This is a genomic window from Pseudoalteromonas sp. G5_S1_14_S5, assembly GCF_054968605.1.
The window spans coordinates 58,189-82,826 of the sequence record NZ_JBQKUM010000007.1; the positions used below are offsets into that span (position 1 = coordinate 58,189).

A 24,638-nucleotide genomic window follows, 5' to 3' on the forward strand; every position below is an offset into this window, starting at 1 on the left:
CTATTCTAATTTTGTAGGTCAATATTACGTAGGATAACAAGAATTTCGCTTTCTCCCCAAGATTCTTGCTAAAATAGGCAATATATTCGTTTGAGATAGTGACATAGGCAGAAAAGATGGCTCGCAAAAACCAAAAAGCTCCATGGGAACCAGAAGAAGAAATCATCTGGGTAAGTAAAACCGAAATGAAAACGGACATGGAAGCCCTACAGAAACTAGGGGAAGAACTTGTTACCCTAAAGCCATCAGTATTAGAGAAATTCCCTCTGTCTGAAGATTTGGCACTCGCGATTAAAGACGCACAACGCTTTAAGAACGAAGCAAAACGTCGCCAGCTTCAATACATTGGTAAGATCATGCGTAACATCGACCCAGAGCCGATTCAAGCGGCTTTGGACAAGGTACGTAACAAGCACTCACAAGCAACCGCAGAGCTGCACAAGCTTGAGCAACTGCGTGACCGTATCGTTGAAGAGGGTGATGCTGCTATTTCAGAAGTCATGGAGATGTACCCTGAAGCAGACCGTCAACGTCTTCGTCAACTCGCTCGCCAAGCTAACAAAGAGAAGAAAGCAAACAAGCCAGCAAAGGCTTTCCGTGAAATCTTCCAAATTCTGAAAGAGCTAAAACAAGAAGACTAATCCGTCATCGCTTTATCAGCTACCAAAAAAAGGCCTAGCACACGCGAGGTCTTTTTTGATTCTATTGGTAATTGAGTGCTACTCGCCAGCTCTTACAAATGAGCTCAACTCTGGCTGCGGGTAGTCAACCGTTAGCATTTCTATCGAATCCTCGACTAGTATCTTACCCAACGCAACGAACAAAAACTTGTTCGCAATACTGCGCGCATCACCTAAATGGTGCGTCACCATCAAAACAGTAATATTGCGTTCTGCTGCTAACCGCTTCACTAAGCACAGCATCTCTTCTCGTAGTAACGGATCCAGCGCAGAGAAAGGTTCATCAAGTAACCAAATATCGTGAGGTTGAACGAAACAACGTGCTAATGCGACACGCTGACGCTGACCACCAGATAACTGTTCAGGCAACCTATCCAAATACTCAGCGACGCCAACTTGGGCAGCCGCTTGCTCCACCGCTTGCTTTTGGGTTGCAGTAAGCTTTAAGCCTGGGTGTAATCCTAAGCCAATGTTTTCACGCACCGTGAGGTGAGCAAACAGATTATGCTCTTGAAACAGCATTGCCAATGGGCGCTGATGCGCTTCTTTACCAATCAGCGATTGCCCGGCGACAGAGATCTCTCCAGATGTCGGCTCAATAAAGCCCGCTACTAAAGCAAGCAGGGTTGATTTACCCGCGCCGCTTGGTCCCATTAGAGCAACAATATCGCCCTGCTCTGCTTGGAAATCAAAACTAAACAACTCTTGGTGATAGTGGTAATCCACATCTTTCATCACTAACATCATAGGTCCCTTAACTCTTTAGCTTTGAGCTTCGAGTAAACAAAAATTCAATCAGGCTAAAGCTGCCTACACTCAACAACAATAGACTCACTGACACCACTGCCGCAGCTTCCATTTGATAGCTACCTAACAATTGGAATAGATACAAAGGCAAGGTTCTAAAATCTTGACTACCAAACAAGGCAATCGCGCTCAGATCGCCCATCGCCAGCATAAAGCTGATAGAGAAAGCCTGCGCCATCGGTTTACGCAATGCACGCCACTCCACTAACCTAAAGCGAGTAAAGCCGGTCATACCCAAACTGGCACACACATATTGATATTGCTGAGACAGATGCAACATAGGTTGGGCAAGTGTCTTAATCACATAAGGCAGTGCCATTAGGCTATTTACGGCAATCACAATAAAGAAAGCCAAGCTGAACACATCGGTAAATGAACGTAACAATAAGAAGATACCTGTACTGATCACTAACCCCGGCGTCACCAAGATAATAGTGCCGATCAGCTCGATTTTATCGGCCCTGATCGTCTTGTTTTGCAAGCGCCATGCTCGACTGGTGAGCAATATCGCGATACCTATGCCGACTGCAATAACACTCGCCAATAAAGCGACTTTTACCGAAGTCATCAACGCCGCCCAAAACGGCTCACTGACCAGTACTGTCAAAGTTTGAGCGTTAATACCACTGACAAGTACCATCAACAGTGGCGGTAATACGAGTATTGAGACCATGATGATCCAAAAGCTATCCCAAACTTTTGACCACCAGCTGTCCTTAACCAAATACTTCTCTTCCGACAGCTGACTCGCGGTCACTGAGATAGGCTTAGATAAGCGCTGAATACTCACAGCTAACACTCCGCATAACAGCATTTGCCATATCGCCAGCAAAGCCCCCGCTTGCAGATCAAAGTCGAATTTAATCGCCTGATAAATAGCGAGCTCGATAGTGGTTGATTTAGGGCCACCGCCTAGCGCCATCACAGTTGCAAAGCTGGTAAAGCACAGCATGAAGACTAAGCCACATACATGGGGTAACTGTTGTCTTAAGCGAGGCCATTCAACCCATTTGAATTTATTCCAATGACTCATGCCTAAATGCGCACACAACTTGTGCTGCTCAGCAGGCACGGTATCTAACGCTTGCAGAAGTAAGCGACAGGCATAAGGCAGATTAAAGAAGACGTGAGCCAACAAAATACCATTCAGGCCATAAATCGAGAATGGCATTTCTAAGTCGAAATTTGCTAAGAATTTAGCTAACCAACCACTGTTACCATAGATCGCCAACAAGCCAAATACACCGACTAACACAGGCAGAACAAGAGTCGACGCGAACAATCTTAATAATAGTGCTCGTCCAAAAAACTGCCTGCGACACAGAGCGTGTGCAATAGGTATAGCAAAGCCAACACTCAGCACAGTTGAGAGTGTCGCTTGATAAAAACTGAACTTCGTTACATGCCAATAGTAGGGATCGGACCATACTTGGCTGATATCAAGAGAAGGGGCATTGCTAAGCAATGCCCCTACTGCTGAAACCACGAAGGCGGTAATGAGCATCGCGACCCAAATACCGACCTTAGGCGCTTTCTTTATCATAAATTGATTATTACCGTAAAAAATCCATTCCAAACCTAAAGAATGGCTTTAAATACAGGTCGTTCATTCTTCTAAAGGTAAATTAAAAAGTAAGCGCACTCTGCCATTCACGAATCCAAGGCTTACGCTTTTTGGCGATCTCTTCAGAGCTAAAGCTAAGCGCTTGCTGAGGCACCGTCAGTTGTTCGAAACCTTTCGGTAGCTCAACATCTGTCACTGGGTACATCCAGTTGCCTGTTGGCATCGCCAATTGGAATTCATCACTTAGGATAAACGCCATAAACTCATCAGCAAGCTTTTCATTCTTACTACCTTTAACCTTTGCAGCGACTTCCACTTGAGTGTAATGCCCCTCTTCAAAGTTCGCAGCAGCGTACTTAGAATCGTTCTCCGCAATGATGTGGTAGGCCGGAGAAGTGGTGTAAGACAATACTAAATCAGATTCACCCTCTAGGAACATAGAGTAAGCTTCAGACCAGCCTTTAGTTACCGTCACCGTTTTCTGAGCTAGCTTCTTCCACGCCGCTGTCGCTTCATCACCGTATACCGATTTCATCCAAAGCATCATGCCTTGGCCAGGTGTTGATGTACGTGGATCTTGGTAGATAACCTTCAGATCATCACGTTGCTCAACCAACTCTCTCAGACTTTTCGGTGGGTTTGCTAGCTTCTCTGTGTTATAGACAAAAGCGAAGTAGCCAAAGTCGTATGGGACAAATGTATTATCGTCCCAGCCATTTGGCAGTGTTACTGATGATGTATCAACATTGTGCTCAGCCAGTAAACCCGTCGCTTTCGCCTCAGCCATCAGATTGTTGTCTAAGCCCAGAACGATGTCAGCTTTGCTGTTGCCACCTTCGAGACGTAAACGGTTAAGAATAGAGACGCCATCTTCGAGCGCGACAAAATTCACGTCACAGCCACACTTCTCTTCAAATGCTTTCTCTACGGCAGGACGAGGCCCCCAATCCGCAGCAAAAGAGTCATAGGTGTATACGGTTAACGTATTGTCTGCAGCAAAGGCAGAAAAAGAGATAGCTGTAGTAACAGCAAGGGTAGTTAATGTGAATTTCACTGGACGCTCTCCATGGTCTGAGCGGCACAGGTTTGAGGGAGGATAACGATAGAGGCTGTTCCTAACTCAATTCCTACGCCAGCATTATCTGGTTCAGGTTTACGGGTCCCAAGCACCTGCTTGATCTCAGCCGCATTCACTATTTGAATGGTTTGCTCCCCGATGAGTGTCCGGAATTGTAATTCGATTTTTAACAATAAGCTATCAAGTTTGGATCAATTACGTTGATCGTAGCCCCAACGTGGCACTAAACCTTGATCGATACCAAGATGGTCGAGAATGCGCGCCACCATGAAATCGACCAGATCTTCTATTGACTTAGGTTGGTGATAAAAACCTGGAGCGGCTGGCATGATGGTCACGCCCATCGTCGATAGCTTGTGCATGTTCTCTAGATGTAGCGTTGAGAATGGCGTTTCACGAACCACCAATAATAACTGGCCTCGCTCTTTCATCACTACATCTGCTGCACGCTCAATCAGGTTGTCCGATAATCCATGGGCAATCGATGCCAAACTGCCCGCAGAACATGGGCACACCACCATCTGCTTCGGCGCTGCAGACCCTGATGCAACTGGAGAGAACCAGTCATCTTTGCCACACACCACCAACTTTTCAGGATCGCAGCCCAAGTGCTTAACCAAGGCTTGCTTTGCCGCATCCGGCCCGGCAGGTAACTTGAGCTCATGCTCTGTTGCCAACACCACTCGCGCTGCCGACGAAATCAGCAGGTAGACCTGATAGTCTGCTGCCAACAAGCATTCGAGCAAACGCAGTCCGTAAGGCGCACCAGATGCGCCAGTAAAAGCAAGAGTTATCGCTTTATCGTGTTTTGTCATGTTCTCAGTTACTTCAAATTATAAGGTCGTGGATTGGATTAACCTTTAAGGGCTAACGCATCCAACAATTTTTGGTGAATACCACCAAAGCCACCATTACTCATTACCAGAATTTGGTCGCTTGCTTGCGCCTCTGAGACAATTTTAGCAACAAATACATCCATATCATCACTAACATATGCAGGCTGATGACAAGCATCTGCGACATCCTGCACCAACCAATCAATGTTGTCCGGTTGGAATAAGTAGGTGGAATCCGCTTGTTTAAGCGAATCAGCCAAGGTTTCTTTATGCACGCCACGCTTCATGGTGGCGGAACGAGGCTCTAAAACGGCAATGATTTTTTTCGAGTCGACCTTATTACGTAAACCGCCGAGCGTAAGTTCAATCGCCGTTGGGTGATGCGCAAAATCATCATAAACAGACACACCAGCGACCTCGCCTTTAAACTCTAGACGACGTTTGGTATTGATGAATTTCGCTAACGATTCGCACGCTAAATCTGGCGTCACACCCACATGCCTTGCCGCAGCAATCGCCATAAGAGCATTGTTGACGTTATGCTCACCAACCAAGTCCCAATCTACAGTACCAACACACTCACCTTGGAAGTAAACTTCAAATTGAGAGCCATCTTTAACTAGCTTTTTGGCACCCCAATCGCCCTCTTCGCCACTCGATTCAGTCTCACTCCAGCAGCCACGTGATAAAACATCTTGAATAGCGGTATCTTGCTTGGGTGAGAAAATACGACCATTGCCTGGCACTGTTCGCACTAAATGGTGGAATTGACGCTTGATCGCTTCAAGATCGTCAAAGATATCTGCATGATCGAACTCAAGATTATTCATCACCAAGGTTCTTGGATGGTAATGAACGAACTTAGAGCGTTTGTCGAAAAAAGCACTGTCGTATTCGTCAGCTTCTACGACGAAGAACATGCTTTCACCCAAGCGAGCAGAGATACCAAAGTTACCCAATACCCCACCAACTAAAAAGCCCGGAGCATAACCGCAGTCTTCTAAAATCCAAGCCAGCATGCTGGATGTCGTAGTTTTACCGTGAGTACCGGACACCGCAAGAACCCAACGGTCGTGCAGCAAGAACTCTTGCAGCCATTGTGGACCAGAGCTGTATCTAAGGTTCTTATCCAAGACATACTCAACACATGGATTACCACGGCTCATCGCATTACCGATAACCACCAGGTCAGGTCTAGGCTCTAGTTGGCTTGGGTCGAAACCTTCAATAATTTCAATCTCTTGCGACTCCAACAACGTGCTCATTGGAGGATAAACATTCGTGTCACTACCGGTAACCTTGTGACCTAATTGACGAGCCAATACCGCAGCACCGCCCATGAAGGTGCCACAAATTCCTAAGATATGAATATGCATAAATTGCTTCCAAACGCTTGGCTAGTATAAAACAGTGCCTAATTAAAACGGCTTGTACTCATTATCATTAAATGAAGATTAAAAGCGAGCGGCAATGCAAAACAAATTGAGTCGACATAGTAAGTGAGATCTGTGTCGCTTAGTTCATTACCATTAAAAAGATCTAAGCCTTAGAATTTAGGTAAGCGTCTAGATGAATAAAGCCCACTTAAGAGGCAAATTCTACGGTGCTCAAATCCTCCTAATATTCAGAGAAGTTTAAGGAAATAACATGTCTGAGATGCGCACCCTTGGTGAGTTCATTGTTGAGAAACAGAGTGACTTCCCCCATGCAAGTGGTGATCTATCATCCCTTTTGTCATCAATTCGTCTTGCTGCAAAAATTGTTAACCGTGAAATCAACAAAGCAGGTCTTGTCGACATTACTGGCGCTGTTGGTACAGACAACGTTCAAGGTGAAGAGCAGCAGAAGCTAGACCTTTATGCGAACGAAAAATTTAAAGCGGCTCTAGAAGCTCGAGACCAAGTTTGTGGTGTAGCAAGTGAAGAAGAAGACGAAGCCGTTGCCTTCAATAAAGAGCTCAACAAAAACGCAAAATACGTCGTGCTGATGGATCCACTAGATGGTTCTTCAAATATCGATGTAAACGTATCAGTTGGTACGATTTTCTCTATCTACCGCCGTGTATCTCCAATCGGAACACCACCGACACAAGAAGACTTCCTACAACCAGGTCACAAGCAGGTAGCAGCAGGTTACGTGATTTACGGCTCTTCAACCATGCTGGTTTACACAACTGGTGCTGGCGTAAATGGTTTCACTTACGACCCATCTCTGGGTACTTTCTGTCTATCTCATGAAAACATGATGATTCCAGACGAAGGTAAGATCTACTCGATCAACGAAGGTAACTACATTCGCTTCCCAACCGGTGTGAAGAAATACATCAAGTACTGCCAAGAGAGCGAGCCAAGTGATAACCGCCCTTACACGTCACGTTACATTGGTTCTCTTGTATCAGATTTCCACCGCAACCTACTAAAAGGCGGCATCTACTTGTACCCAAGTACAGAGAGCTACCCGCAAGGTAAACTGCGTTTGCTTTATGAATGCAACCCTATTGCCTTCATTATGGAGCAAGCAGGCGGCATCGCTTCTGATGGTGTACAACGTATCATGGACATCAAACCAACTGAGCTACACCAACGTGTACCTTTCTTCGTTGGTTCAAAGAATATGGTACGTAAAGTAGAAGAGTTTCTTGAGCTGAATCCAGACTAACCCTCTCGTTTCTTTCTCAAGTTAATCTCATTAAAAAGCCAGCATCGAAATGCTGGCTTTTTTTGTTGTCTCGCTGGGTGATTAGCTAATTGGAATCCCTGTTCCGCTTACACCAATCACCCGAAAGTATTTCTTTATTAGCTGTTAGATCAAGCTGATACAAATATACCCACGCTAATCCAAATATAGTCTCGATTTGCTCGCGACGATACTCGACAGGCACATCTTCTAGCCGATCGAGCGACTCCAAAACTTCGTCGTTAATCATATAGACCTCCCCTGCGACACTTTTCTTTCCAAAAATCATCGCGGGATAAGCATCTAGGTCAAAAAGAGCGTATTCCGCAGGAGTATCAAACCTACCTAGTAATTGACAGCCATTTAAATAATGGTGATTAGATTGGCCTTGCCTCAAGCTTCCATAGACAAAAACTAGATGCTTCATAAATCCTCCACACGCCATTCACACGATCACGATAATTAATGCCTGGTGTATTACCTAGGTGGCTTAAAATAGTTTTATTCGAACTCAAATTGATAAAGGAGATCTACCGCACTGTCTAAACCAGAAACGGCTTCAACGTAGAGATCCTGCATCAATCGATAACGAACGGTAAACTCACCAAGCGAGTTGAAGATACCCACACCATATTTAACCTGTAAGCCTGGAAGAATGTAACCGCTTACCGTTACTTGTGAATCCTCACCAGAACCTGCGGTATCCAGTTGCAAATCTTGTACACCAAAGGCTTCACCTATCTTCCCGACTACCTTACCGCTCTTCGCTAAGCTCAAACCAATTAAAGTGGTTGTCATAGAGCCACTCGACTCACCATCGATATCTTGCCCACGCAAGATGTAGGAAAGTGCATTTGCTTGCGGCATCGCAGGCTCCGAATAAATCTCAATAACAGGCTCTGTCGCCGGGCCAGTCACTCGAATACCCGCTGTCACATCATCTTGCGTATTGTCAGGGTTACGGATCGCATTGATCGCGACATAAGGCTGATCTGGTGGTCCATTCATCAAGATCTTACCTTCTTCGATCAACAAGTCTTGACCGAAGGATTGGTAGGTACCATTAACGATGTTGACCTCACCAGTAACAAACGGACCTTGGTCTTTTTGAGCGACATTCAGTTTACCGACCAATTCACCTTCTAGGCCGAAGGCGGACAACTTAAAGTCATCGCCAATAGAGATATTAATATTCGTCACGACATCAAATGGAATAGTCGATTCGCCCTCCGGTTGCAGATCTTTATTCAAGATAACTTGATCAGAAGAAACGCCAACCGCAGAAGGCGGCAAGTCTTCAACCACAATACGTCCCCATGGCAGTGCAATATCACCAGTAATTGTTGCTAGCTCAGGAGTGACATCAATGGTCATATCAGGAACGACCTTGATCTTGACCATAGGTGGTACATCCACCATCAATTCATGCGCAAATACCCTAACGTTCGAATGCCATGCTTGAAGGTCTTGCCACTTTCCAGAACCTTCAATATCAAGGTGTCCATCTGGCGTTTCCACATTGGCATCCAGCTTTGCATTATAGCCATCAAAGTCGAGGTCAATACGGCCATCTTTCACATCAATTGGGGTTACGTCGCCTTTTACTTGAATACCGTCCACAGAAAATTGCCCGAAAACTTGAGGATGCATCAAAGAGCCTTTTACCTGCAAATCACTCGCAAGGTCCGCCTTCAACAAGCTGTATTCCCCTAAAATCGGCTGCAAGAAATCCAAATGGAAAGTGGTCAACTTAATCGCAGCATCGACCATTTGATCTTGTGCAAGAATATCAGGCAGCGACACAGTACCAGACAAATCACCGTTATCAGAAACATCCAGTTTGAAGTCTGCATCTAGCTTGTTGTCTTTCAGTTGCGCGTATAGAGCAACGCTCTCCCAACCGATTGTGATTGGTTCACCCACTTGTTGTACAGCCTGACCTTTTGGCATATCAAGGCTTACTGTGACTTCTGGCTGACCTTGTTCCGACCATTTTGCATGGGCTTTAACATTCACTAAACCTTGTAGCTCAGTCTCTTTAGGAACAAAGGCTTTAATCTGTTCGAAGTCGAACTGATTAATTGCAATCTTGGCCTCACCCGATTTCCCCGCACGGATGTCTTCCTCCAGACACACACTCGAACCAGCTTGCTTCCAACAGTGCGCTTGGACATCAGCAAACTGCTTGTCGACATCAGCCTTAATAGAGACAGGTTGCTCAAGCACCCAAGGGCCTTGTTGAGTCGTGATTTTCACTCGGTCCAACGAGCCATTCCAAATAAGGGAAGGCTTTTGAATCAACTCACCAGAAATCGCCAAACTTGTCGATACGATGTAGGATATGACATCTAACGTCACAATATGCTTTTTCTCACCGCCACTGACCATTAAATCGATGCTTTCTACGTTTTGTTTTCGATAGCTCAAGTTCTTGGCTTTTAACACCAGGTCGGCTTGCGCTTCAGGTAATGGCAATGGAACCACTGAACCATTAAGAGATAGTGACTCTAGTGTTGCTTCGCTATTCCAATCCACCTTATTAACGTTCAGTGTTAGATCGACCTTAGGCTCTTGAGTTGGGCCGCTAAGTTGGATGTTACCAATCACTTGTCCTTTCAAGTCTGGAACACTTGTAACGAGCTCAGGGAAGTAAATATCAACGCCCATATTCCACTGGTTATCCAGCTGTCCCTGTGCCTTAATCGAATTAACGCCATGAGCCAAGCTCAAACCACTGGTTTTCAGTTTCGGCTCACCACTTGCACTTCGATCTGACGCCGACAGCTGGCCTTCAATATCCAGTGGGTAATCACGCAAGATACCCTCGATATCAAGCTTGGGTAGCTCAATCGCCCAGCCACCAGCCTCAGTCAATTCACCCGAGGTCACTAAGCTACCGCTGATATTACCTTCCGCTTCAGGCCACTGTAGTCCAGGTTGAATGTCTTTTAGGGAGACATCTGCTTGCCAATTAACAAGCTTTGCCCAGTTAGCTTTTACCGTACCATGGAGCTCACCGCCCAAGGTGTTCAATTTCAGTCGCTCAAGCTCTATTTGTTCAGTGGTGCCTTTACCCTGTAAGTCGATGGCTAAGGCTGGAATCTCCTTACCGTCCGCCTCACCTTTAAGCTGAACATTAAAACCATCTAATGAGCCATCAGCCTTGAAGCGTTCAATTTCAGCTTGGTAATCGCTTTCACCATTTAGAGGCCATTGTGCTTGTCCATCTTCTAGCAGTAAATCAAATGGCAACGTCGGCTCTAAAGGTTGAAGTTCTCCAGAGAGCTTGGCTTCTATCAAGTCAGAAAACTGCGAGTCGAGCTGTAGCTTGGCCACACTACCTTGTGCTTTTAGTGATAACTTCTGACCAGCAAGGTCGGTTTCCTTTACCTTAGCGTCCAATGAAAGCTCTAATGGGTAGCCATCTTTCAGCTCTAGCTTAGTAGAAAGGTTCGCGCTCGCCTGTGGCATGTCGAGTTCAAGAGTGGATACATCGACGGTATTTTTCCCCGCTCTCGCTTCAAGCCCGAGGTGATTAACAACGATTGGCGCCTCTTGATCTAAAGTGAAATGATTGAGATCAAATCGTTCTAGTACAACCTGTAATGGAATCCAAACCTCAGGCAGCTCTATCGCGCTTTTAACGGCAGGTTCAGGCTCAACGGCTTCTGGTTTTGACTCTTCAGTTGATTCAGCAAGTTTAACTCTTAGATCATTCAACAAGGTTGGTGATACTGTCAGCCTTTCACCTTGCATAATCAAAGCCGTTGAGAACAAGCTCCATTCAATCTCATTGCCCAAGATGTTTAGCTTAATATCAGATAAAGCGATGCGATTGATGGTGATTGGAAGTGGCGTTTTTACCGACTTAAGAGGTGGCGTTGGCTCAGTCTCTTCCGTAGAGGCCGGAGGAAGCTCCGTAAAAGCAAAATCTAGCCCCTGAATTACAATGCGATCAACACACAACTTAGGATCGAGCAAACAACGAGGATTAATAGCCAATACCAGCTTTTCCACTTTAATATCGATATGGAGGCTATCATCTTTGAATTGAACATTATTTAGCGTAAAGCTCGGGAATAAAGCACCTTTTGAGCTCCCCACTTTAAGTTGTGGTAGAGCTTTTTCAGCCCCCCACAATACAGTGTTTAAGCCAGGGTTTGTAAACAATACAAAACCTAACAGGGCTATTAACAACAGCAAAATGGACGTCAATGAAATCGACGTCCATTTTATGCACTTGCCCATCACTTTGGTCATAATTCTGGTCCTAAACTAAAGTGCAATTGGAACTCATCACCTTTCTTCGCATCTAGACCCCACGCAAAGTCGAGACTGACAGGCCCAACAGGCGACGCCCAACGAACACCAACACCTGTGCCACGTTTCCACTCTGGTTTATCGTTGAACGCATCACCTATATCGTAAAAGGCTGCACCCCACCAGTTTCCAACTAAACGGTATTGATATTCAAACGAGCTGGTTGCGATGAACTTAGCACCCGTTAATGCATTACTTTCATCACGAGGGGAGATCGATTCGTAGCCATAACCACGGATACTGTTGTCACCACCGGCGAAGAATCTTAGTGAGGGAGACAGTTTCTCAAATTCATCAGCAAAGTTACCACCAAACTGCAGGCGGGTTAGACCGCGGTGATTGTCCCCGATACTTCTGATCCAAGCCGTTCGTCCTTGAAATCGTACCACCTTGGTTTCCGACAATAAGGTGTCATCACCCGCTTCAACCATGATGGTTTGCTTGTCACCCCACATCGGCATCGGACCACCACGCGTTCGGGTTCGTGAAAAAGAGATACCCGGCAACACGAATTGCGCTAAATCATCCTGTAAACCTTGCTCATAGTTTTCAATCAAGTATCGAATAAATACGGTGCGTTGCCAGCCGTTATCAAGACGCCAATATCTATCTAGTGCTAAGTTCGACTCCAAACTCTTGGTATCACGATTATATAGGTTCTTCATCCCGTACTTAACTTGGTAGTAATCGTTAAGCACATCATCTAAGGGAATTTTATAAGTCGCGGTAATCGTCTGCTCAGGTTTGGATATCGACAAACTACTGTTAAAGCTGTGGCCAAGTTCGTTAACCCAAGGTTTCTTCCATTTGAGCGTACCTTTAACACCAAGGTCAGTAGAAGCACCAATACCCGTTTCAATCTGGTTGCGAGCTTGAGGAGCAAGGCTAACCTTCATCGGGATTTCTCTGCCTTCACCTAACCGGCTTAAATCAGGCTCAACAAAAACCGAAGAGAACCAATCCGTATTGGACAAGTTCTGATTGTACTCAGCCACTTTAGTAATCGAATAGGGTTCCCCCCCTTCAAAAGTCTTGAGAGATTGAACCTTATCGCCCTCGATTTGGCTTCCAGTCACTGTGGTTTTGCCAAAGTGATAACGAATACCACTGTTGTAATGAAGAAGAACATAAGCACGATTCAATTCAGGCGCAACCTCTAGCTTGCTAACCTCGTATGTGCCATCGAAGTAACCTTTAGCCAGACCGAGATTACGCATCGAAGACTTCAAAGAGTCGTACTTACCATGATTCAAAATCATGCCTTTCGAGAGCTTACTCTTGGCAATTAAGGCTAAAAAGTCCGGATCATCTTTAGCTTCACCGCTCAATACGATGTCTGATGTATAAATACGAACAGGCTCTCCCTGTTCAACCGTCACAGTAATCTCAGTTTCATCTTCAGAGTGGGAAAAAATAATGATGGGTTGGTAATAACCTAACGCATTGAGAGCTTCTTTAATCATAGACTCCAAGCGAGACTGGAATCTTAGTGATACCGCATACTCTTCTTCAGGCACAGCACTCAGATAAGCATCTACGTTATCTTCAAGCGCTCTATCAAGCCCTTTAATTTCAAGGGAAACCTCAGCAAAAGCGAGCGTCGATGACAATAGAGAGCCAATCAGAACTGGTAAAGTTTTTCTTATCATGCTTAATTGGTAAAGAAGTTATCAATACGTTAATAATCAAAAAGAAATAATACCGCTAAAAAGGCATTGAGTCTGTAAGTAATCCTGCAATAACACGGTCTAATTTAAAGACTTATTTAATATGAACCAAGCGCTAATACGCCCACAGTTCACAAAAGCCAACGTGGTCAACGTATGCGAAAAGGAATATGACATGCTGAACAAACAACAACTGATTTCCGCAGCCTCCGCATTACCGGGAAATGCTGATCCAATTCAAATCACTGAGCGCCATTACGTTAATCAAACTGACTTGCTAGCAGCCCCTGTGGGCTCCCAACAAGAAGTGTTGTTAGGCATGGGATGTTTCTGGGGAGCTGAACGTCTGTTTTGGCAATTAGACGGTGTGGTGTCTACGTCAGTGGGCTACGCTGGCGGTTACACAGTGAACCCAACCTACGAACAAGTGTGTACCGGACAAACAGGACATACAGAAGTCGTTCGTGTCATTTTTGATAACGAGCAAACTTCTCTAGCACAAATACTAGAGACCTTCTGGGAGCGCCATGACCCGACTCAGGGCATGCGTCAAGGTAATGATTTAGGCACACAATACCGCTCTGCTATCTACATCTTCAGTGAAGAACAACAGACCATTGCTGAACAATCTCGACAAAATTATCAAAGAGCGATTACAGCCTCTTTAGGCAATGAGATTACGACAGAAGTTCTACCTGCTGGGGAATATTTTTTCGCGGAAACCTATCACCAACAGTACTTAGCTAAGAACCCTAATGGGTACTGTGGGTTAGGCGGAACCGGTGTTTGTTTCCCTCCGCAATAACGTATAGCGAGAGAGAAATTCAGAATAATCAAAACTAAAAAAGGGCTTTCGCTAGGAAGCCCCTTTTACGTTTAATCGTTCAAGATGAGAGCGATTTACAAAAATCAATTACACCGGAAGCGCTGCAATTGTGCCGTTGACTTCTTTAAAAATGGTGAGCTTCTGTTTATCTGAAACTTCAGGAAGCAGCACTTTACCATGGTCGAAACGAAACTCTCCGACGCCTTCGATGGTAAACTGGCCTTTGAATAGGACTTTAACGAAACGCGCCACCTGATGTGGGCGGTAAGTAGAAAATTTTCTTAACATATTACAACCTCAATTCCATTTGAGTACTACTGCCACGCACCTGAACTCTGGCAAGTTCGAAGTACATTTAATCACTAATTCCTTTAGTAAACAGCAAGATAATCTGTTGTTTATCTTGATATTGTTGCATTATACCTTTTGGTAACAAGCCTGCAACTTATTTTTACGTCGTACGATAAAAAAGTTACAGAGGCATTTTTCAGATTTCATATTATACTTCCAATGCAAACCAACAAGCGGAACAAAAATATAATGAAAAACAAAACTCTACTGGCTTTATTAGCCGCAGCCTCTCCACTCTTCGCCAATGCTCACAACTTATCTGTAGGTTCAACTCTTCCTACCGTTGATGTTAGCAACTATGGTGAGATCGTTCTAAAAGACGGAGCTACAGAATATCAAGCTTGGGCAACCAAGGATCTTCTGGGTAAAGTTCGTGTCGTTCAAGCTATCGCAGGCCGCAGCAGCTCTAAAGAGCTCAATGCACCACTGATGGCAGCTATCACAGCATCGAAGTTTTCAGAAGACAACTACCAAACTACGACCATTATCAATCAAGATGATGCCATTTGGGGCACAGGCTCTTTTGTAAAATCATCAGCTGAAAGCAGCAAAGAAGAATTTCCATGGTCTTCTATGGTTCTTGATGAAAGTGGCACCGTTGCTTCATCATGGGATCTAAAAGAAGAGAGCTCAGCGATTATCGTGCAAGACAAACAAGGTAAAATCTTGTTTGTGAAAGAAGGCGCACTTAACGAATCAGAGGTAACGCAAGTTATTGAATTGATTAAAGCGAGCCTTTAATCATATATTCGCGTCTTTTTCGAGACCTTACCAAAGGATATTGTTATATTGTAACATTATCCTTTTTTAATTCTGTGGTTAATCATCCTCATGTGGCACAACACACCCAACAATGTGAAACGAAAAACAAGCTTCTTGCTCGGGCTAATGCTCATGCTAAGCGTGTTAGCAGCGACACATATGGTAGATATTGACCCGGAGCACCACACTTCGCATCACTGTGAGCTGTTTTCCATAAATCAGTTCATTACTGCGCACTCGCTACCACAACTACCAGAGTTTCATTCAGAGTTTACTGCCGTTATAACAGAGTCAGTAGCCTCACTGCGGCGCCACTATTTCGCCTATCTAGCGCGCTCTCCTCCTGTAAAAATTACTTAATTACCACTACTTTTTAATTAACCTTTATTCAGGAAAAAAACATGAAACCTTCTATTTTAGCCGTTGTGATCGGCATGACTGTCTCTACTAATGTTCTAGCTAACGAAGAATTCCGCTCTCACAGTGCACATGTGCATGGTCAGGTTGAAGTAAACATTGCTCAAGACGGACAAGAACTGCTTGTTGAAGTAACAGCACCAGGTGCCGATGTGGTTGGCTTTGAACATGCTCCAGAAACCGCTGAGCAAAAGAAAGTGTTTGAGCAGGCTATCGCACAACTGAACAAGCCAGACGAGCTATTTAGCTTTGACAACGCGAACTGTACGCTGAAGTTTAAATCAGTGTCGAACACGTTAGAAGGCGATCATGATGAGCACGAAGGCCATGACCACGCTGAACACGGTCATGATGACCACGAAGGCCACGACCACGCTGAGCACGATCATCATGACCACAAAGACCATGACCACGCTGAACATGCTCATGACGACCATAAGGGCCACGACCACGCTGGGCACGATCATGACCACAAAGACCATGACCACGCTGAACACGATCATGACAACCACGAAGGTCACGATCACCACGACCATGAAGGCCATGACCACTCTGAGGGTGGCCACGGTGAGTTCACTGTTGAGTACCACTACCAATGTTCAGATGTAACTAAGCTAGACACTGTTAGTACTCAGTGGTTCTCGAAGTTCAGCAACACTGAAAAAATGACGGTGAACCTACTAACAGATACCGCTCAAGTCCAAGAAGTACTTAACGCAGAGCGTATTAGTTTTCGATTCTAATCACTCCTAGATCGGATTAAACATAAAATAAACAGCCAAGTAAGTGCCTACTTACTTGGCTGTTCAAGTCGGTGTGCTATGGGAATTGATGTCACAAACTGCTGTCCAGTAGATACACCGCTTTAATTATTGGAGCTAGCATGTCTTTTGACAGTTCATCACTTGTGGTCAAACTCGAAAATATCAGCTTTCGTTGGAAACCAGAATTACCCCCTACTCTAGAGATCCCATCTCTGCATATCCAAGCTCAAGAGCACCTATTCATAAAAGGACCAAGTGGCTGTGGCAAGTCAACACTGTTAGGGTTATTGACTGGCATAAACCAAGCAGAGCAAGGCGAAGTCTCTATTCTAGGTCAAGATTTGACTCAGCTAACACCTCGCCAAAGAGACACATTTAGAGCCGATCATATTGGTTATATTTTCCAACAATTTAACCTTCTTCCTTATTTATCAGTGATCGATAACGTCACGCTTCCTTGTCAATTTTCAAAAACACGTAAGCGACAAGTCACTGATAGTAAAGACAGTTTGCAAGAAAAAGCTCAAGAACTACTGATCCGATTGAAGCTCCCCCAAGCTTTAATGGATAAGCCAGTTACTGAACTTAGTATAGGCCAGCAACAGCGTGTTGCCGCAGCCCGTGCTCTAATGGGACAACCTAAAATCATCATTGCTGATGAACCTACCTCAGCACTCGATCATGACAACCGAGAAGCTTTTATCCAGCTATTGCTAGAGCAAGCCAATCAAGCAGGCTCAACCCTAATCTTTGTCAGTCACGACCCAACACTCGAAAAACTGTTCACTCGAACCATGGATCTAAAAACCGTTAACCAAGCTAAGGTTGTCGTATGAAAGTAATTACTCACTTAGCCCTAAAAAGCGTTCTCAATCGTAAGGCGACGGCTATCCTCACCATTCTGACTGTGGCAGTCTCGGTCATTCTATTGCTCGGCGTAGAACGTGTTAGAACCGAAGCCAAGAGCAGCTTTGCTAATACCATTTCAGGCACTGACCTTATCGTTGGTGGCCGCTCAGGTCAGGTAAACCTTCTACTCTACTCTGTATTTAGAATCGGTAATGCGACCAATAATATCGACTGGAAAAGCTATCAAGAATTTAGCCAGCACAAAGACGTAAAGTGGGCGATCCCTGTTTCATTGGGTGATTCTCATAAAGGCTTCCGTGTGATGGGTACTAACCATAGCTACTTAGAAAACTACCGCTATGGAAGTAAGCAACCACTTACTTTCCAGCAAGGTAAAGAGTTTAATGAGCTCTTTGATGTCGTGATTGGTGCCGATGTCGCGAAAAAGCTAGATTACAAGATTGGCGATCAAATCATTCTTGCACACGGTATCAGTGATGTAGCGTTCAGCCGCCACGATAACCTGCCCTTCAAGATTGTCGGAATACTCGCACCAACAGGAACACCAGTAGACAAAACCGTGCATGTATCGTTAGAAGCAATCGAAGCGATTCACGTTGGTTGGGAGTCGGGTGCCAACTTAGGGCACACCCCAGATGCCGAAACCTTGAAAACCTACGATTTCCAACCTCAACAAATCACCGCGATGATGCTTGGACTGAACTCGAAGATTCAAACCTTCGCACTGCAAAGAGAAATCAATAACTATCGTCAAGAGCCGTTGAGCGCAATTATGCCGGGCATTGCTCTGCATGAATTATGGGACATGATGTCTGTGGCAGAGCAAGCACTGTTAATTGTATCAGGGTTTGTTGTTATTGCTGGTTTACTAGGGATGCTCAGCAGCCTACTGACTAGCTTGCAAGAGAGGCGTCGTGAGATGGCTATTCTGCGTGCGATGGGCGCAAGGCCTCGTCATGTGTTTGGTCTATTAATTAGTGAAGCCAGTGCCCTGACCTTCTTAGGCATAACATTGGGCGTTGCAGTGTTGTTTGCTCTGATCGCAATAGTTGCTCCTATTGTGCAACAAAGTTATGGTATCAACATCTCGATATCTGCGATTACACCACACGAGTGGAAATTGCTTATGCTAGTGCAAATTGCAGGAATAATTATCGGCTTCATTCCCGCTTTCAGGGCTTACCGTCAGTCGTTATCTGATGGCATGACAATTCGAATCTAAATAGGAAACTACGATGCAACGCAAATTCCTTCTGATACTTGGGCTACTAATGTTCCCATTTATGAGTACAGCTCACGCTGAAGCACCTCAAAATGAGGAATCAGTATTAACACTCGAATGGATTGATTTAATTCCAGAATCAGAGCGCGCTCAACTAGATTCGTTTGGCATGCCAATGGTTGACCATAGCAGCATGGAGAAACCTCAACAGTCGACACTTGGCTCTGTTCGCCCCGAGCTGAATGGCAGTAAGGTTAAGATCCCAGGCTTTGTGATCCCATTGGAAGGCGATGAGAATATGATCACTGAGTTTCTATTGGTGCCATATTTTGGAGCATGTATCCACGTGCCCCCACCGCCACCAAACCAAATCATCTACGTTAAGTTTCCTAAGGGAGCGCCAATCCAGCAGTTGTGGGATGTTATCTATTTGGTAGGCACGCTGAAAACAGAATCGATCAGTCACGATTTAGCTCAAACGGGCTATCTGATTGAAGGGACTGCGATAGAAGAATACGACGACATGTAGTCGTTTGGAGGGTGGCTCAGCAATGAGCCGCCGTCACTGAATAAACAAAATTATTCAATAACAGTTTAACAACGATATTGTTCCTCTAAATTACGCAATGTAATTAGATAAATAAGCGAGTACACCCACATAAGTCGCGAGTAATAAACCTATACTAAGCTGCTTTTTCAGCTTGTTATCATTAACTTGATTCATAACACCTCCTTGACAATCACAACAAATTTAACATTTTATTATCATCATCAAAAGTAAAATTTTGTTGAAGTCTTCAACTCTGCACGCAAAATCTAGCCACAAATCAGATAAAGAGTTACATTTTAGACAGTTAAGTCGTTTCCTAACGGTACCCTTATGCCAGAAACCAAACAGCCAGTGATCATTGAGCATGCTAGCGATACACAGCATAAGCATGAGAAAAAGCCTCATATTACCGACAGTGCTAGTCGAATGCTGCAAATTGCCCAAAGCTTCGGTTTAGACTCCTTAATTAGCCACAGTGAAAAAGCGAGCGATAAAGCCGCCAGCACCCTGATTGAGCGAGCGCTATTAAGAGAGAAAAAACGTAAGGAGCTGCGCCAAAAGAACTTAGAGCAGATCCTGAAACTAGCTCACTCATCTTGTAAAGATGAAGCCGCTGGCGACCCTGATCAGGACTGGTTATATCGCTTTTTCGACATGGCACAAGAGATCCACAATACCTCGATGCAAAGGCTTTGGGCTCAAGTACTGAAAAGAGAAGTCACCAACCCAGGTTCTACGTCGATGAAGGCACTGCAAATCCTAAAAGACATGACGCCAAAGGAAGCACTGACCTTACAAAGAGCCGCTTCACTGGGTTGTAGCTTTGGTAACGACAACAGTAAAAAGCTATTGCTTGGCTTTAAGTCTCACGCAGGGCTGTTTAGTTTTGGTAAAAGAGACACCACCAACGCCATTAACCTTGGTGGGCACAACCTTCCCTACTCTAGCCTCCTCCACCTGATTGAACTTGGCATTATTCTAGGCACGGAATTAGAGTCTGGAGAGATCGACTTCGACCCAGCATTACATCTGACGTATCAAGGTAAGAGTATGTCACTGGCGCCGCTATCAAAAGGCGTTAAGTTGGTGTACTACCGATTCAGCCCTACTGGCAATGAGCTATGTGCGCTACTAGGCAATAAACCTAATATGCCTTATTACGACCAATTGATTGCCCTATTAAGCCAGAAATTCACGGTACAAACCGAAGTGAAAAGCAGTGTGAACTACACCGTCTAAAGGTTAGACGGTGTAAAATCGAAAAGCATTGAGAAGAATGAAGATAACCTAGAGGATAGGTTTCTTGTCTCGGTAGAGTATGGCTGCATTGCTTATAGCGGATATGGGCAGCCTTAGTCATACCAACGGTCTCAATTAGCTAGAATGTTACGCTTCTCTAACGCATCAATGCACAGCTCGATCAATTCATCGATCGTCCTCTCTCCTGCTGGTAGATCGATCTCCGGGTTCTGTGGTGCTTCGTAAGTCGAGCTAATTCCGGTGAAATTAGGAATCTCTCCCGCACGTGCTTTCTTATACAAACCTTTAGGATCACGCTGTTCGCAAACCTCTAATGGCGTATTCACAAACACTTCAAGAAACTCTCCTTCAGGCAGTAAGTCGCGTACTAGTTGTCTTTCCGCTTGGTGAGGAGAGATAAACGCAGACAATACAATCAAGCCAGCATCGGCCATCAATTTAGCTAACTCACCGATACGACGAATATTCTCTCGGCGATCTTGCTCAGAAAAGCCAAGGTCACTACACAAACCATGACGAACATTATCTCCATCCAGCAAATAAGTATGGTAGCCCAGTTGCGCCAAACGATTCTCTAGCGCACCTGCCAGTGTCGATTTGCCAGAACCAGACAGCCCAGTGAACCAGAGCACGGCAGGCTTTTGTGATTTCAGATCCGCGCGGAATGCTTTATCAATCGAGTGTTGATGCCACACAACATTCTCATCTTTGTGTTTGAGTACTGCGGTCATAAATAGTCCTTTAAATAAACAGCATTAAAATGGGAAAAAGTAAGGAATTAGGGTCAGTACCAAGCCCGAATAAACAATCGAGATTGGGATACCGATGCGCAGATAATCTGTAAGGTGATAATTACCTACGCTATAAACAAGTAAGTTAGTCTGGTAGCCGTATGGCGAAATGAAGCTGGCACTCGCACCAAACAATACCGCCATGATGAATGGCATTGGGTCAACGCCATAGCCTACCGCCATGCTGTAGCCGATCGGGAACGAGAGTGCCGCAGCGGCGTTATTGGTGACTAACTCTGTCAGAACCAGAGTCATCAGATAAGTCGCGACCAAGGCACCAAATACGCCCCAGCCATTAAATGCCTCAATGAACATCTGCCCCATACGTTCCGACAAACCCGATGAAATCATCAGCTGAGCAATAGAGAGCGCAGAGCCCACAATCACGACAATATCAACAGGAAAGCGGCGGCGAAGCTCACTCAGCTGCACGATACCAAATGCCACCAGCAATAATAAAAACCCAGCTAAGCCTTTAATTATTGGCACCATATCAAGCAGTGCTAAACCAATCACACTAGTGAAACCAAGTAGTACAAGCGCCGATTTATCGGCATCAAGCTTGGCACTTGAATCCAAATCATTCATCAACACAAACTCTTTGTTGTGTTGTTGTCGCTGCTCTTCAAAGCGTTTGCCAGGTACTAGAATCAAGGTATCGCCTGCCGTCAGCGTTATGTTACCCAAGCCACCTTCAAGGCGTTCATGACCGCGACGAATCGCTACCACCACAGCATCAAAGCGGTCTCGGAACTGGCTGGTTTTCAATGTTTTATTACAGAAGCTTGCCGATGAACTCACCACTACTTCAACAAAACTCTGCCCATTGAGGTGATGTTGACCAAACAGAGTTAGCCCTTGGATTTCTTGTAGCGTCGCGACACTCTCCACATCACCACAAAACAGCAGACGATCACGAGCCTGCAATACAAAATCAGGGTCAATCGAGGCGGTGGTTTTACCGTCACGAATCACTTCCGCTAAGAACAACTTTCGCAGTGCTCTTAGGTTATTCTCACTCACACTGCGACCAACCAACGGAGAGCCCGGCTCCACTCTGGCCTCTAAGAAGTAAGGTAGATCATCTTGCGATCCATCATCATAGCTTGGTAGGAAGTAACTCAAAGGAATAAGGATCAAAACCCCACCCGCTAATACCGCTAACCCGATCAAAGTTGGTGTGAAAAAGTTTAGACTCGGCAATCCTGCATCTTCAACAAAGCTATTGATGATCAAGTTGGTTGAGGTGCCGATCAATGTCAGTGTTCCACCAAGAATCGCTGCGTATGACAATGGAATAAGGAGTTTAGACGGCGCGTGTTGTTGATTACGTTTGATCGCACCGATCAAAGAAACCACCACTGCCGTATTATTGGTAAAAGAAGAAAGCAAGGCTGTGGAAATACCCAACTTTGCCACCACTGTACCCAACCGGCCTTCAGATATATTGCGGCTAACCCAGCTGATTAAGCGAGTTTTTTCCAGCGCACTTGATGCCAAGATCAGGAGAATTAGAGTCAGTAGTGAGGAGTTAGTGAAATTGTTGGCTATGCTCGATAGGTCGATCATCCCACCCATAAAAGCAATGAACGCTGCGCCAGCAAAGATAAAGCTTGGCTTAATACGGGTAACGAGCAGGCAAGTAATAATGCCGAGCAAAATCGCTAATACAAATCCTTGTTGCCACATATACCCGTCCTTTGTGGCGGAAACGATCGGTTTCCGCCAAATTCGATAAGCTGCTACTTAGCCGTTTATGACTTCAGTAGTTGGCTTAAATCTTTGGCATCCCAATAAGGGAAGTGCTTGCGAACCAATGCATTAAACTCAAGTTCAAATGAAGAAAAGTTACCGACTTGCTGTTCAACAGAGTCCAAACGGTCTCGAATCAAACCCGCGCCAACTGTCACGTTGGTTAGGCGGTCAATAACGATGAAGCCACCGGTATCGGCACTTTCACGGTATTGATCCAGCGCGACTGTCTCATTCAGTGACCACTCACACAAGCCAATACCATTCAGTGGTAACTCTTCAACCTCATGCGTCGACAGGTTGTTGATGTCGTATTGATGGCGAACAGTTTCCACCTGACCAACGGTTTTCTTACCTGCGATCTTGATGTCGTAAGCTTTACCCGGTTGCAGTGGCTGCTCTGTCATCCACACAATGTCTGCCAATACGTGGTTGGTAGATTCAATCTGCGCGTTTTCTAGCACAATCAGATCACCACGACTGATATCGATTTCATCTTCAAGAGTCAGTGTTACCGCCAAGCCTGCTTGCGCTGACTCCAAATCTCCATCAAAGGTTACGATACCAGCAACTTTAGAAGTTTTGCCCGATGGCAAAGCCTTGATTTCATCACCGACGCTAACACGACCAGAAGACACTGTGCCGGCAAAGCCGCGGAAGTCTAAGTTAGGACGATTCACATACTGCACTGGGAAACGGAATTCACCAGCCGAGCTTTTTTGGTCGATATCAACGTTCTCTAACACTTCGAGTAGAGATGGGCCTTCAAACCATGCTAGCTCTTTGCTTGGTGTAGCAACGTTGATGCCTTCAAGCGCCGAAACCGGCAAGATCTGAATGTCCGTTTCGCCTTCTAGATTTTCTGCAAACTCTAGGTATTCATCGCGAATCTCTTCAAAACGATCTTGTGAATAGTCCACGAGATCCATTTTGTTCACTGCAACGATGAAATGCTTCAAACCAAGCAAGTTAGAAATAAACGAGTGACGACGCGTTTGATCCAGAACGCCCTTACGAGCATCAATCAAGATCACCGCCAGATCACACGTTGAAGCGCCTGTAGCCATATTGCGCGTGTACTGCTCATGCCCTGGGGTATCAGCAATAATGAATTTACGTTTTTGTGTCGAGAAGTAGCGGTAAGCAACATCAATGGTGATGCCTTGTTCACGCTCAGCCTGCAGGCCATCAACAAGCAGTGCTAAATCAAGCTTCTCACCTGTGGTACCCACTCGTTGGCTATCCGAGTGAACTGCAGCTAGCTGATCTTCATAAATCTGTTTTGTATCATGGAGTAAGCGACCGATTAATGTACTTTTACCGTCATCTACCGAGCCACAAGTTAAGAATCTAAGCATAGATTTATGCTGATGCTGACTCAGATAACCTTCAATCCCTAGTTCAGCCAATTCGGCTTCTACTGCACTATTCATTTTTCTTTCCTT

At 45.1% G+C, this 24,638-nt stretch carries 22 protein-coding genes and 1 riboswitch; of the genes, 10 read left to right on the forward strand and 12 right to left on the reverse strand.

Features of this window, described 5'->3' with window-relative positions:
* Positions 1–116: 116 nt before the first annotated feature.
* Complete coding sequence (gene yjgA / locus ACTRWI_RS03750; RefSeq protein WP_102423887.1) at positions 117–641, forward strand: ribosome biogenesis factor YjgA; 525 nt, start codon at positions 117–119, stop codon at positions 639–641.
* Positions 642–719: 78 nt separating this feature from the next.
* Here the strand turns inward: yjgA and thiQ are convergent, their stop codons facing one another.
* The 5 genes from thiQ to mpl form a co-directional block, all read right to left on the reverse strand.
* Complete coding sequence (thiQ, locus tag ACTRWI_RS03755; protein ID WP_499129509.1) at positions 720–1,427, reverse strand: thiamine ABC transporter ATP-binding protein; 708 nt, start codon at positions 1,425–1,427, stop codon at positions 720–722.
* A gap of 7 nt (positions 1,428–1,434) precedes the next feature.
* Positions 1,435–3,030: a thiamine/thiamine pyrophosphate ABC transporter permease ThiP gene (thiP, locus tag ACTRWI_RS03760; RefSeq protein ID WP_499129510.1), complete on the reverse strand. Its 1,596-nt coding sequence runs from the start codon at positions 3,028–3,030 to the stop codon at positions 1,435–1,437.
* 82 nt (positions 3,031–3,112) lie between these two features.
* Positions 3,113–4,105, reverse strand: coding sequence for a thiamine ABC transporter substrate binding subunit (gene thiB / locus ACTRWI_RS03765; protein ID WP_499129512.1), 993 nt, complete (start codon positions 4,103–4,105; stop codon positions 3,113–3,115).
* A 53-nt stretch (positions 4,106–4,158) separates the two neighbouring features.
* A riboswitch (TPP riboswitch) is annotated at positions 4,159–4,277 on the reverse strand.
* Positions 4,278–4,320: 43 nt separating this feature from the next.
* Positions 4,321–4,944 (reverse strand): flavin prenyltransferase UbiX, encoded by a 624-nt coding sequence (locus ACTRWI_RS03770; RefSeq protein WP_004738720.1) that lies wholly within the window; start codon positions 4,942–4,944, stop codon positions 4,321–4,323.
* Positions 4,945–4,982: 38 nt separating this feature from the next.
* Positions 4,983–6,341 (reverse strand): UDP-N-acetylmuramate:L-alanyl-gamma-D-glutamyl-meso-diaminopimelate ligase, encoded by a 1,359-nt coding sequence (gene mpl / locus ACTRWI_RS03775; RefSeq protein ID WP_499129515.1) that lies wholly within the window; start codon positions 6,339–6,341, stop codon positions 4,983–4,985.
* Between the two features lie 280 nt (positions 6,342–6,621).
* Between mpl and fbp the strand changes: the two genes are divergently transcribed.
* Positions 6,622–7,623 carry a class 1 fructose-bisphosphatase gene (gene fbp, locus ACTRWI_RS03780; RefSeq protein WP_499129554.1) on the forward strand — a complete coding sequence of 334 codons (1,002 nt, stop codon included), beginning with the start codon at positions 6,622–6,624 and terminating at the stop codon, positions 7,621–7,623.
* A gap of 85 nt (positions 7,624–7,708) precedes the next feature.
* Here fbp and ACTRWI_RS03785 read toward each other — a convergent pair whose 3' ends face one another.
* The 3 genes from ACTRWI_RS03785 to tamA all read right to left on the reverse strand — a co-directional run bounded on the left by ACTRWI_RS03785 (position 7,709) and on the right by tamA (position 13,610).
* Positions 7,709–8,068, reverse strand: a complete 360-nt coding sequence (locus ACTRWI_RS03785; RefSeq protein ID WP_499129517.1) for a gamma-glutamylcyclotransferase family protein — start codon at positions 8,066–8,068, stop codon at positions 7,709–7,711.
* A gap of 74 nt (positions 8,069–8,142) precedes the next feature.
* A complete protein-coding gene (gene tamB / locus ACTRWI_RS03790) occupies positions 8,143–11,901 on the reverse strand; it encodes an autotransporter assembly complex protein TamB (RefSeq protein ID WP_499129519.1) in 3,759 nt (1,252 codons plus the stop codon).
* Entirely contained in the window at positions 11,898–13,610 is a 1,713-nt protein-coding gene (tamA, locus tag ACTRWI_RS03795) for an autotransporter assembly complex protein TamA (protein WP_499129521.1), read from the reverse strand. The genes tamB and tamA overlap by 4 nt, the downstream gene beginning before the upstream one ends.
* A gap of 193 nt (positions 13,611–13,803) precedes the next feature.
* Here tamA and msrA point away from each other — a divergent pair, with 193 nt between their 5' ends.
* Complete coding sequence (gene msrA / locus ACTRWI_RS03800) at positions 13,804–14,433, forward strand: peptide-methionine (S)-S-oxide reductase MsrA (RefSeq protein WP_499129523.1); 630 nt, start codon at positions 13,804–13,806, stop codon at positions 14,431–14,433.
* 108 nt (positions 14,434–14,541) lie between these two features.
* Here msrA and ACTRWI_RS03805 read toward each other — a convergent pair whose 3' ends face one another.
* Positions 14,542–14,742, reverse strand: a complete 201-nt coding sequence (locus ACTRWI_RS03805) for a DUF1107 family protein (protein ID WP_499129524.1) — start codon at positions 14,740–14,742, stop codon at positions 14,542–14,544.
* Between the two features lie 252 nt (positions 14,743–14,994).
* On the opposite strand from ACTRWI_RS03805, the gene ACTRWI_RS03810 reads away from it, so the two are divergent.
* The 7 genes from ACTRWI_RS03810 to ACTRWI_RS03840 all read left to right on the forward strand — a co-directional run bounded on the left by ACTRWI_RS03810 (position 14,995) and on the right by ACTRWI_RS03840 (position 20,629).
* Positions 14,995–15,546, forward strand: a complete 552-nt coding sequence (locus ACTRWI_RS03810) for a YtfJ family protein (protein WP_499129526.1) — start codon at positions 14,995–14,997, stop codon at positions 15,544–15,546.
* A 153-nt stretch (positions 15,547–15,699) separates the two neighbouring features.
* Complete coding sequence (locus ACTRWI_RS03815) at positions 15,700–15,927, forward strand: DUF2607 family protein (protein ID WP_499129529.1); 228 nt, start codon at positions 15,700–15,702, stop codon at positions 15,925–15,927.
* 41 nt (positions 15,928–15,968) lie between these two features.
* Positions 15,969–16,727, forward strand: coding sequence for a zinc uptake protein ZrgA (gene zrgA / locus ACTRWI_RS03820; protein ID WP_499129532.1), 759 nt, complete (start codon positions 15,969–15,971; stop codon positions 16,725–16,727).
* Positions 16,728–16,891: 164 nt separating this feature from the next.
* A complete protein-coding gene (locus ACTRWI_RS03825) occupies positions 16,892–17,584 on the forward strand; it encodes an ABC transporter ATP-binding protein (RefSeq protein WP_499129556.1) in 693 nt (230 codons plus the stop codon).
* Complete coding sequence (locus ACTRWI_RS03830; protein ID WP_499129533.1) at positions 17,581–18,840, forward strand: ABC transporter permease; 1,260 nt, start codon at positions 17,581–17,583, stop codon at positions 18,838–18,840. Before ACTRWI_RS03825 ends, ACTRWI_RS03830 begins: the two co-directional genes overlap by 4 nt.
* A 13-nt stretch (positions 18,841–18,853) precedes the next feature.
* The gene (locus tag ACTRWI_RS03835; RefSeq protein WP_499129535.1) at positions 18,854–19,369 is read left to right on the forward strand and encodes a DUF3299 domain-containing protein; all 516 of its coding nucleotides are present in this window, start codon (positions 18,854–18,856) and stop codon (positions 19,367–19,369) included.
* A gap of 351 nt (positions 19,370–19,720) precedes the next feature.
* Positions 19,721–20,629 (forward strand): TIGR03899 family protein, encoded by a 909-nt coding sequence (locus ACTRWI_RS03840; protein ID WP_499129536.1) that lies wholly within the window; start codon positions 19,721–19,723, stop codon positions 20,627–20,629.
* A 131-nt stretch (positions 20,630–20,760) separates the two neighbouring features.
* Here ACTRWI_RS03840 and cysC read toward each other — a convergent pair whose 3' ends face one another.
* The 3 genes from cysC to cysN all read right to left on the reverse strand — a co-directional run bounded on the left by cysC (position 20,761) and on the right by cysN (position 24,626).
* On the reverse strand, positions 20,761–21,381 hold the full coding sequence (gene cysC, locus ACTRWI_RS03845; RefSeq protein ID WP_499129537.1) for an adenylyl-sulfate kinase: 621 nt from the start codon (positions 21,379–21,381) through the stop codon (positions 20,761–20,763).
* A gap of 24 nt (positions 21,382–21,405) precedes the next feature.
* Entirely contained in the window at positions 21,406–23,130 is a 1,725-nt protein-coding gene (locus tag ACTRWI_RS03850; RefSeq protein ID WP_499129539.1) for an SLC13 family permease, read from the reverse strand.
* Positions 23,131–23,195: 65 nt separating this feature from the next.
* The gene (cysN, locus tag ACTRWI_RS03855; RefSeq protein WP_499129541.1) at positions 23,196–24,626 is read right to left on the reverse strand and encodes a sulfate adenylyltransferase subunit CysN; all 1,431 of its coding nucleotides are present in this window, start codon (positions 24,624–24,626) and stop codon (positions 23,196–23,198) included.
* Between the last annotated feature and the right edge of the window lie 12 nt (positions 24,627–24,638).

Excerpts from the sequence above, each read along its gene's own strand:
- yjgA (WP_102423887.1), top strand. The coding sequence starts at position 117 with ATGGCTCGCAAAAACCAAAAAGCTCCATGGGAACCAGAAGAAGAAATC.
- thiQ (WP_499129509.1), bottom strand. The coding sequence starts at position 1,427 with ATGATGTTAGTGATGAAAGATGTGGATTACCACTATCACCAAGAGTTG.
- thiP (WP_499129510.1), bottom strand. The coding sequence starts at position 3,030 with ATGATAAAGAAAGCGCCTAAGGTCGGTATTTGGGTCGCGATGCTCATT.
- ACTRWI_RS03770 (WP_004738720.1), bottom strand. The coding sequence starts at position 4,944 with ATGACAAAACACGATAAAGCGATAACTCTTGCTTTTACTGGCGCATCT.
- mpl (WP_499129515.1), bottom strand. The coding sequence starts at position 6,341 with ATGCATATTCATATCTTAGGAATTTGTGGCACCTTCATGGGCGGTGCT.
- fbp (WP_499129554.1), top strand. The coding sequence starts at position 6,622 with ATGCGCACCCTTGGTGAGTTCATTGTTGAGAAACAGAGTGACTTCCCC.
- ACTRWI_RS03785 (WP_499129517.1), bottom strand. The coding sequence starts at position 8,068 with ATGAAGCATCTAGTTTTTGTCTATGGAAGCTTGAGGCAAGGCCAATCT.
- tamB (WP_499129519.1), bottom strand. The coding sequence starts at position 11,901 with ATGACCAAAGTGATGGGCAAGTGCATAAAATGGACGTCGATTTCATTG.
- tamA (WP_499129521.1), bottom strand. The coding sequence starts at position 13,610 with ATGATAAGAAAAACTTTACCAGTTCTGATTGGCTCTCTATTGTCATCG.
- msrA (WP_499129523.1), top strand. The coding sequence starts at position 13,804 with ATGCTGAACAAACAACAACTGATTTCCGCAGCCTCCGCATTACCGGGA.
- ACTRWI_RS03805 (WP_499129524.1), bottom strand. The coding sequence starts at position 14,742 with ATGTTAAGAAAATTTTCTACTTACCGCCCACATCAGGTGGCGCGTTTC.
- ACTRWI_RS03810 (WP_499129526.1), top strand. The coding sequence starts at position 14,995 with ATGAAAAACAAAACTCTACTGGCTTTATTAGCCGCAGCCTCTCCACTC.
- ACTRWI_RS03815 (WP_499129529.1), top strand. The coding sequence starts at position 15,700 with ATGCTAAGCGTGTTAGCAGCGACACATATGGTAGATATTGACCCGGAG.
- zrgA (WP_499129532.1), top strand. The coding sequence starts at position 15,969 with ATGAAACCTTCTATTTTAGCCGTTGTGATCGGCATGACTGTCTCTACT.
- ACTRWI_RS03830 (WP_499129533.1), top strand. The coding sequence starts at position 17,581 with ATGAAAGTAATTACTCACTTAGCCCTAAAAAGCGTTCTCAATCGTAAG.
- ACTRWI_RS03835 (WP_499129535.1), top strand. The coding sequence starts at position 18,854 with ATGCAACGCAAATTCCTTCTGATACTTGGGCTACTAATGTTCCCATTT.
- ACTRWI_RS03840 (WP_499129536.1), top strand. The coding sequence starts at position 19,721 with ATGCCAGAAACCAAACAGCCAGTGATCATTGAGCATGCTAGCGATACA.
- cysC (WP_499129537.1), bottom strand. The coding sequence starts at position 21,381 with ATGACCGCAGTACTCAAACACAAAGATGAGAATGTTGTGTGGCATCAA.
- ACTRWI_RS03850 (WP_499129539.1), bottom strand. The coding sequence starts at position 23,130 with ATGTGGCAACAAGGATTTGTATTAGCGATTTTGCTCGGCATTATTACT.
- cysN (WP_499129541.1), bottom strand. The coding sequence starts at position 24,626 with ATGAATAGTGCAGTAGAAGCCGAATTGGCTGAACTAGGGATTGAAGGT.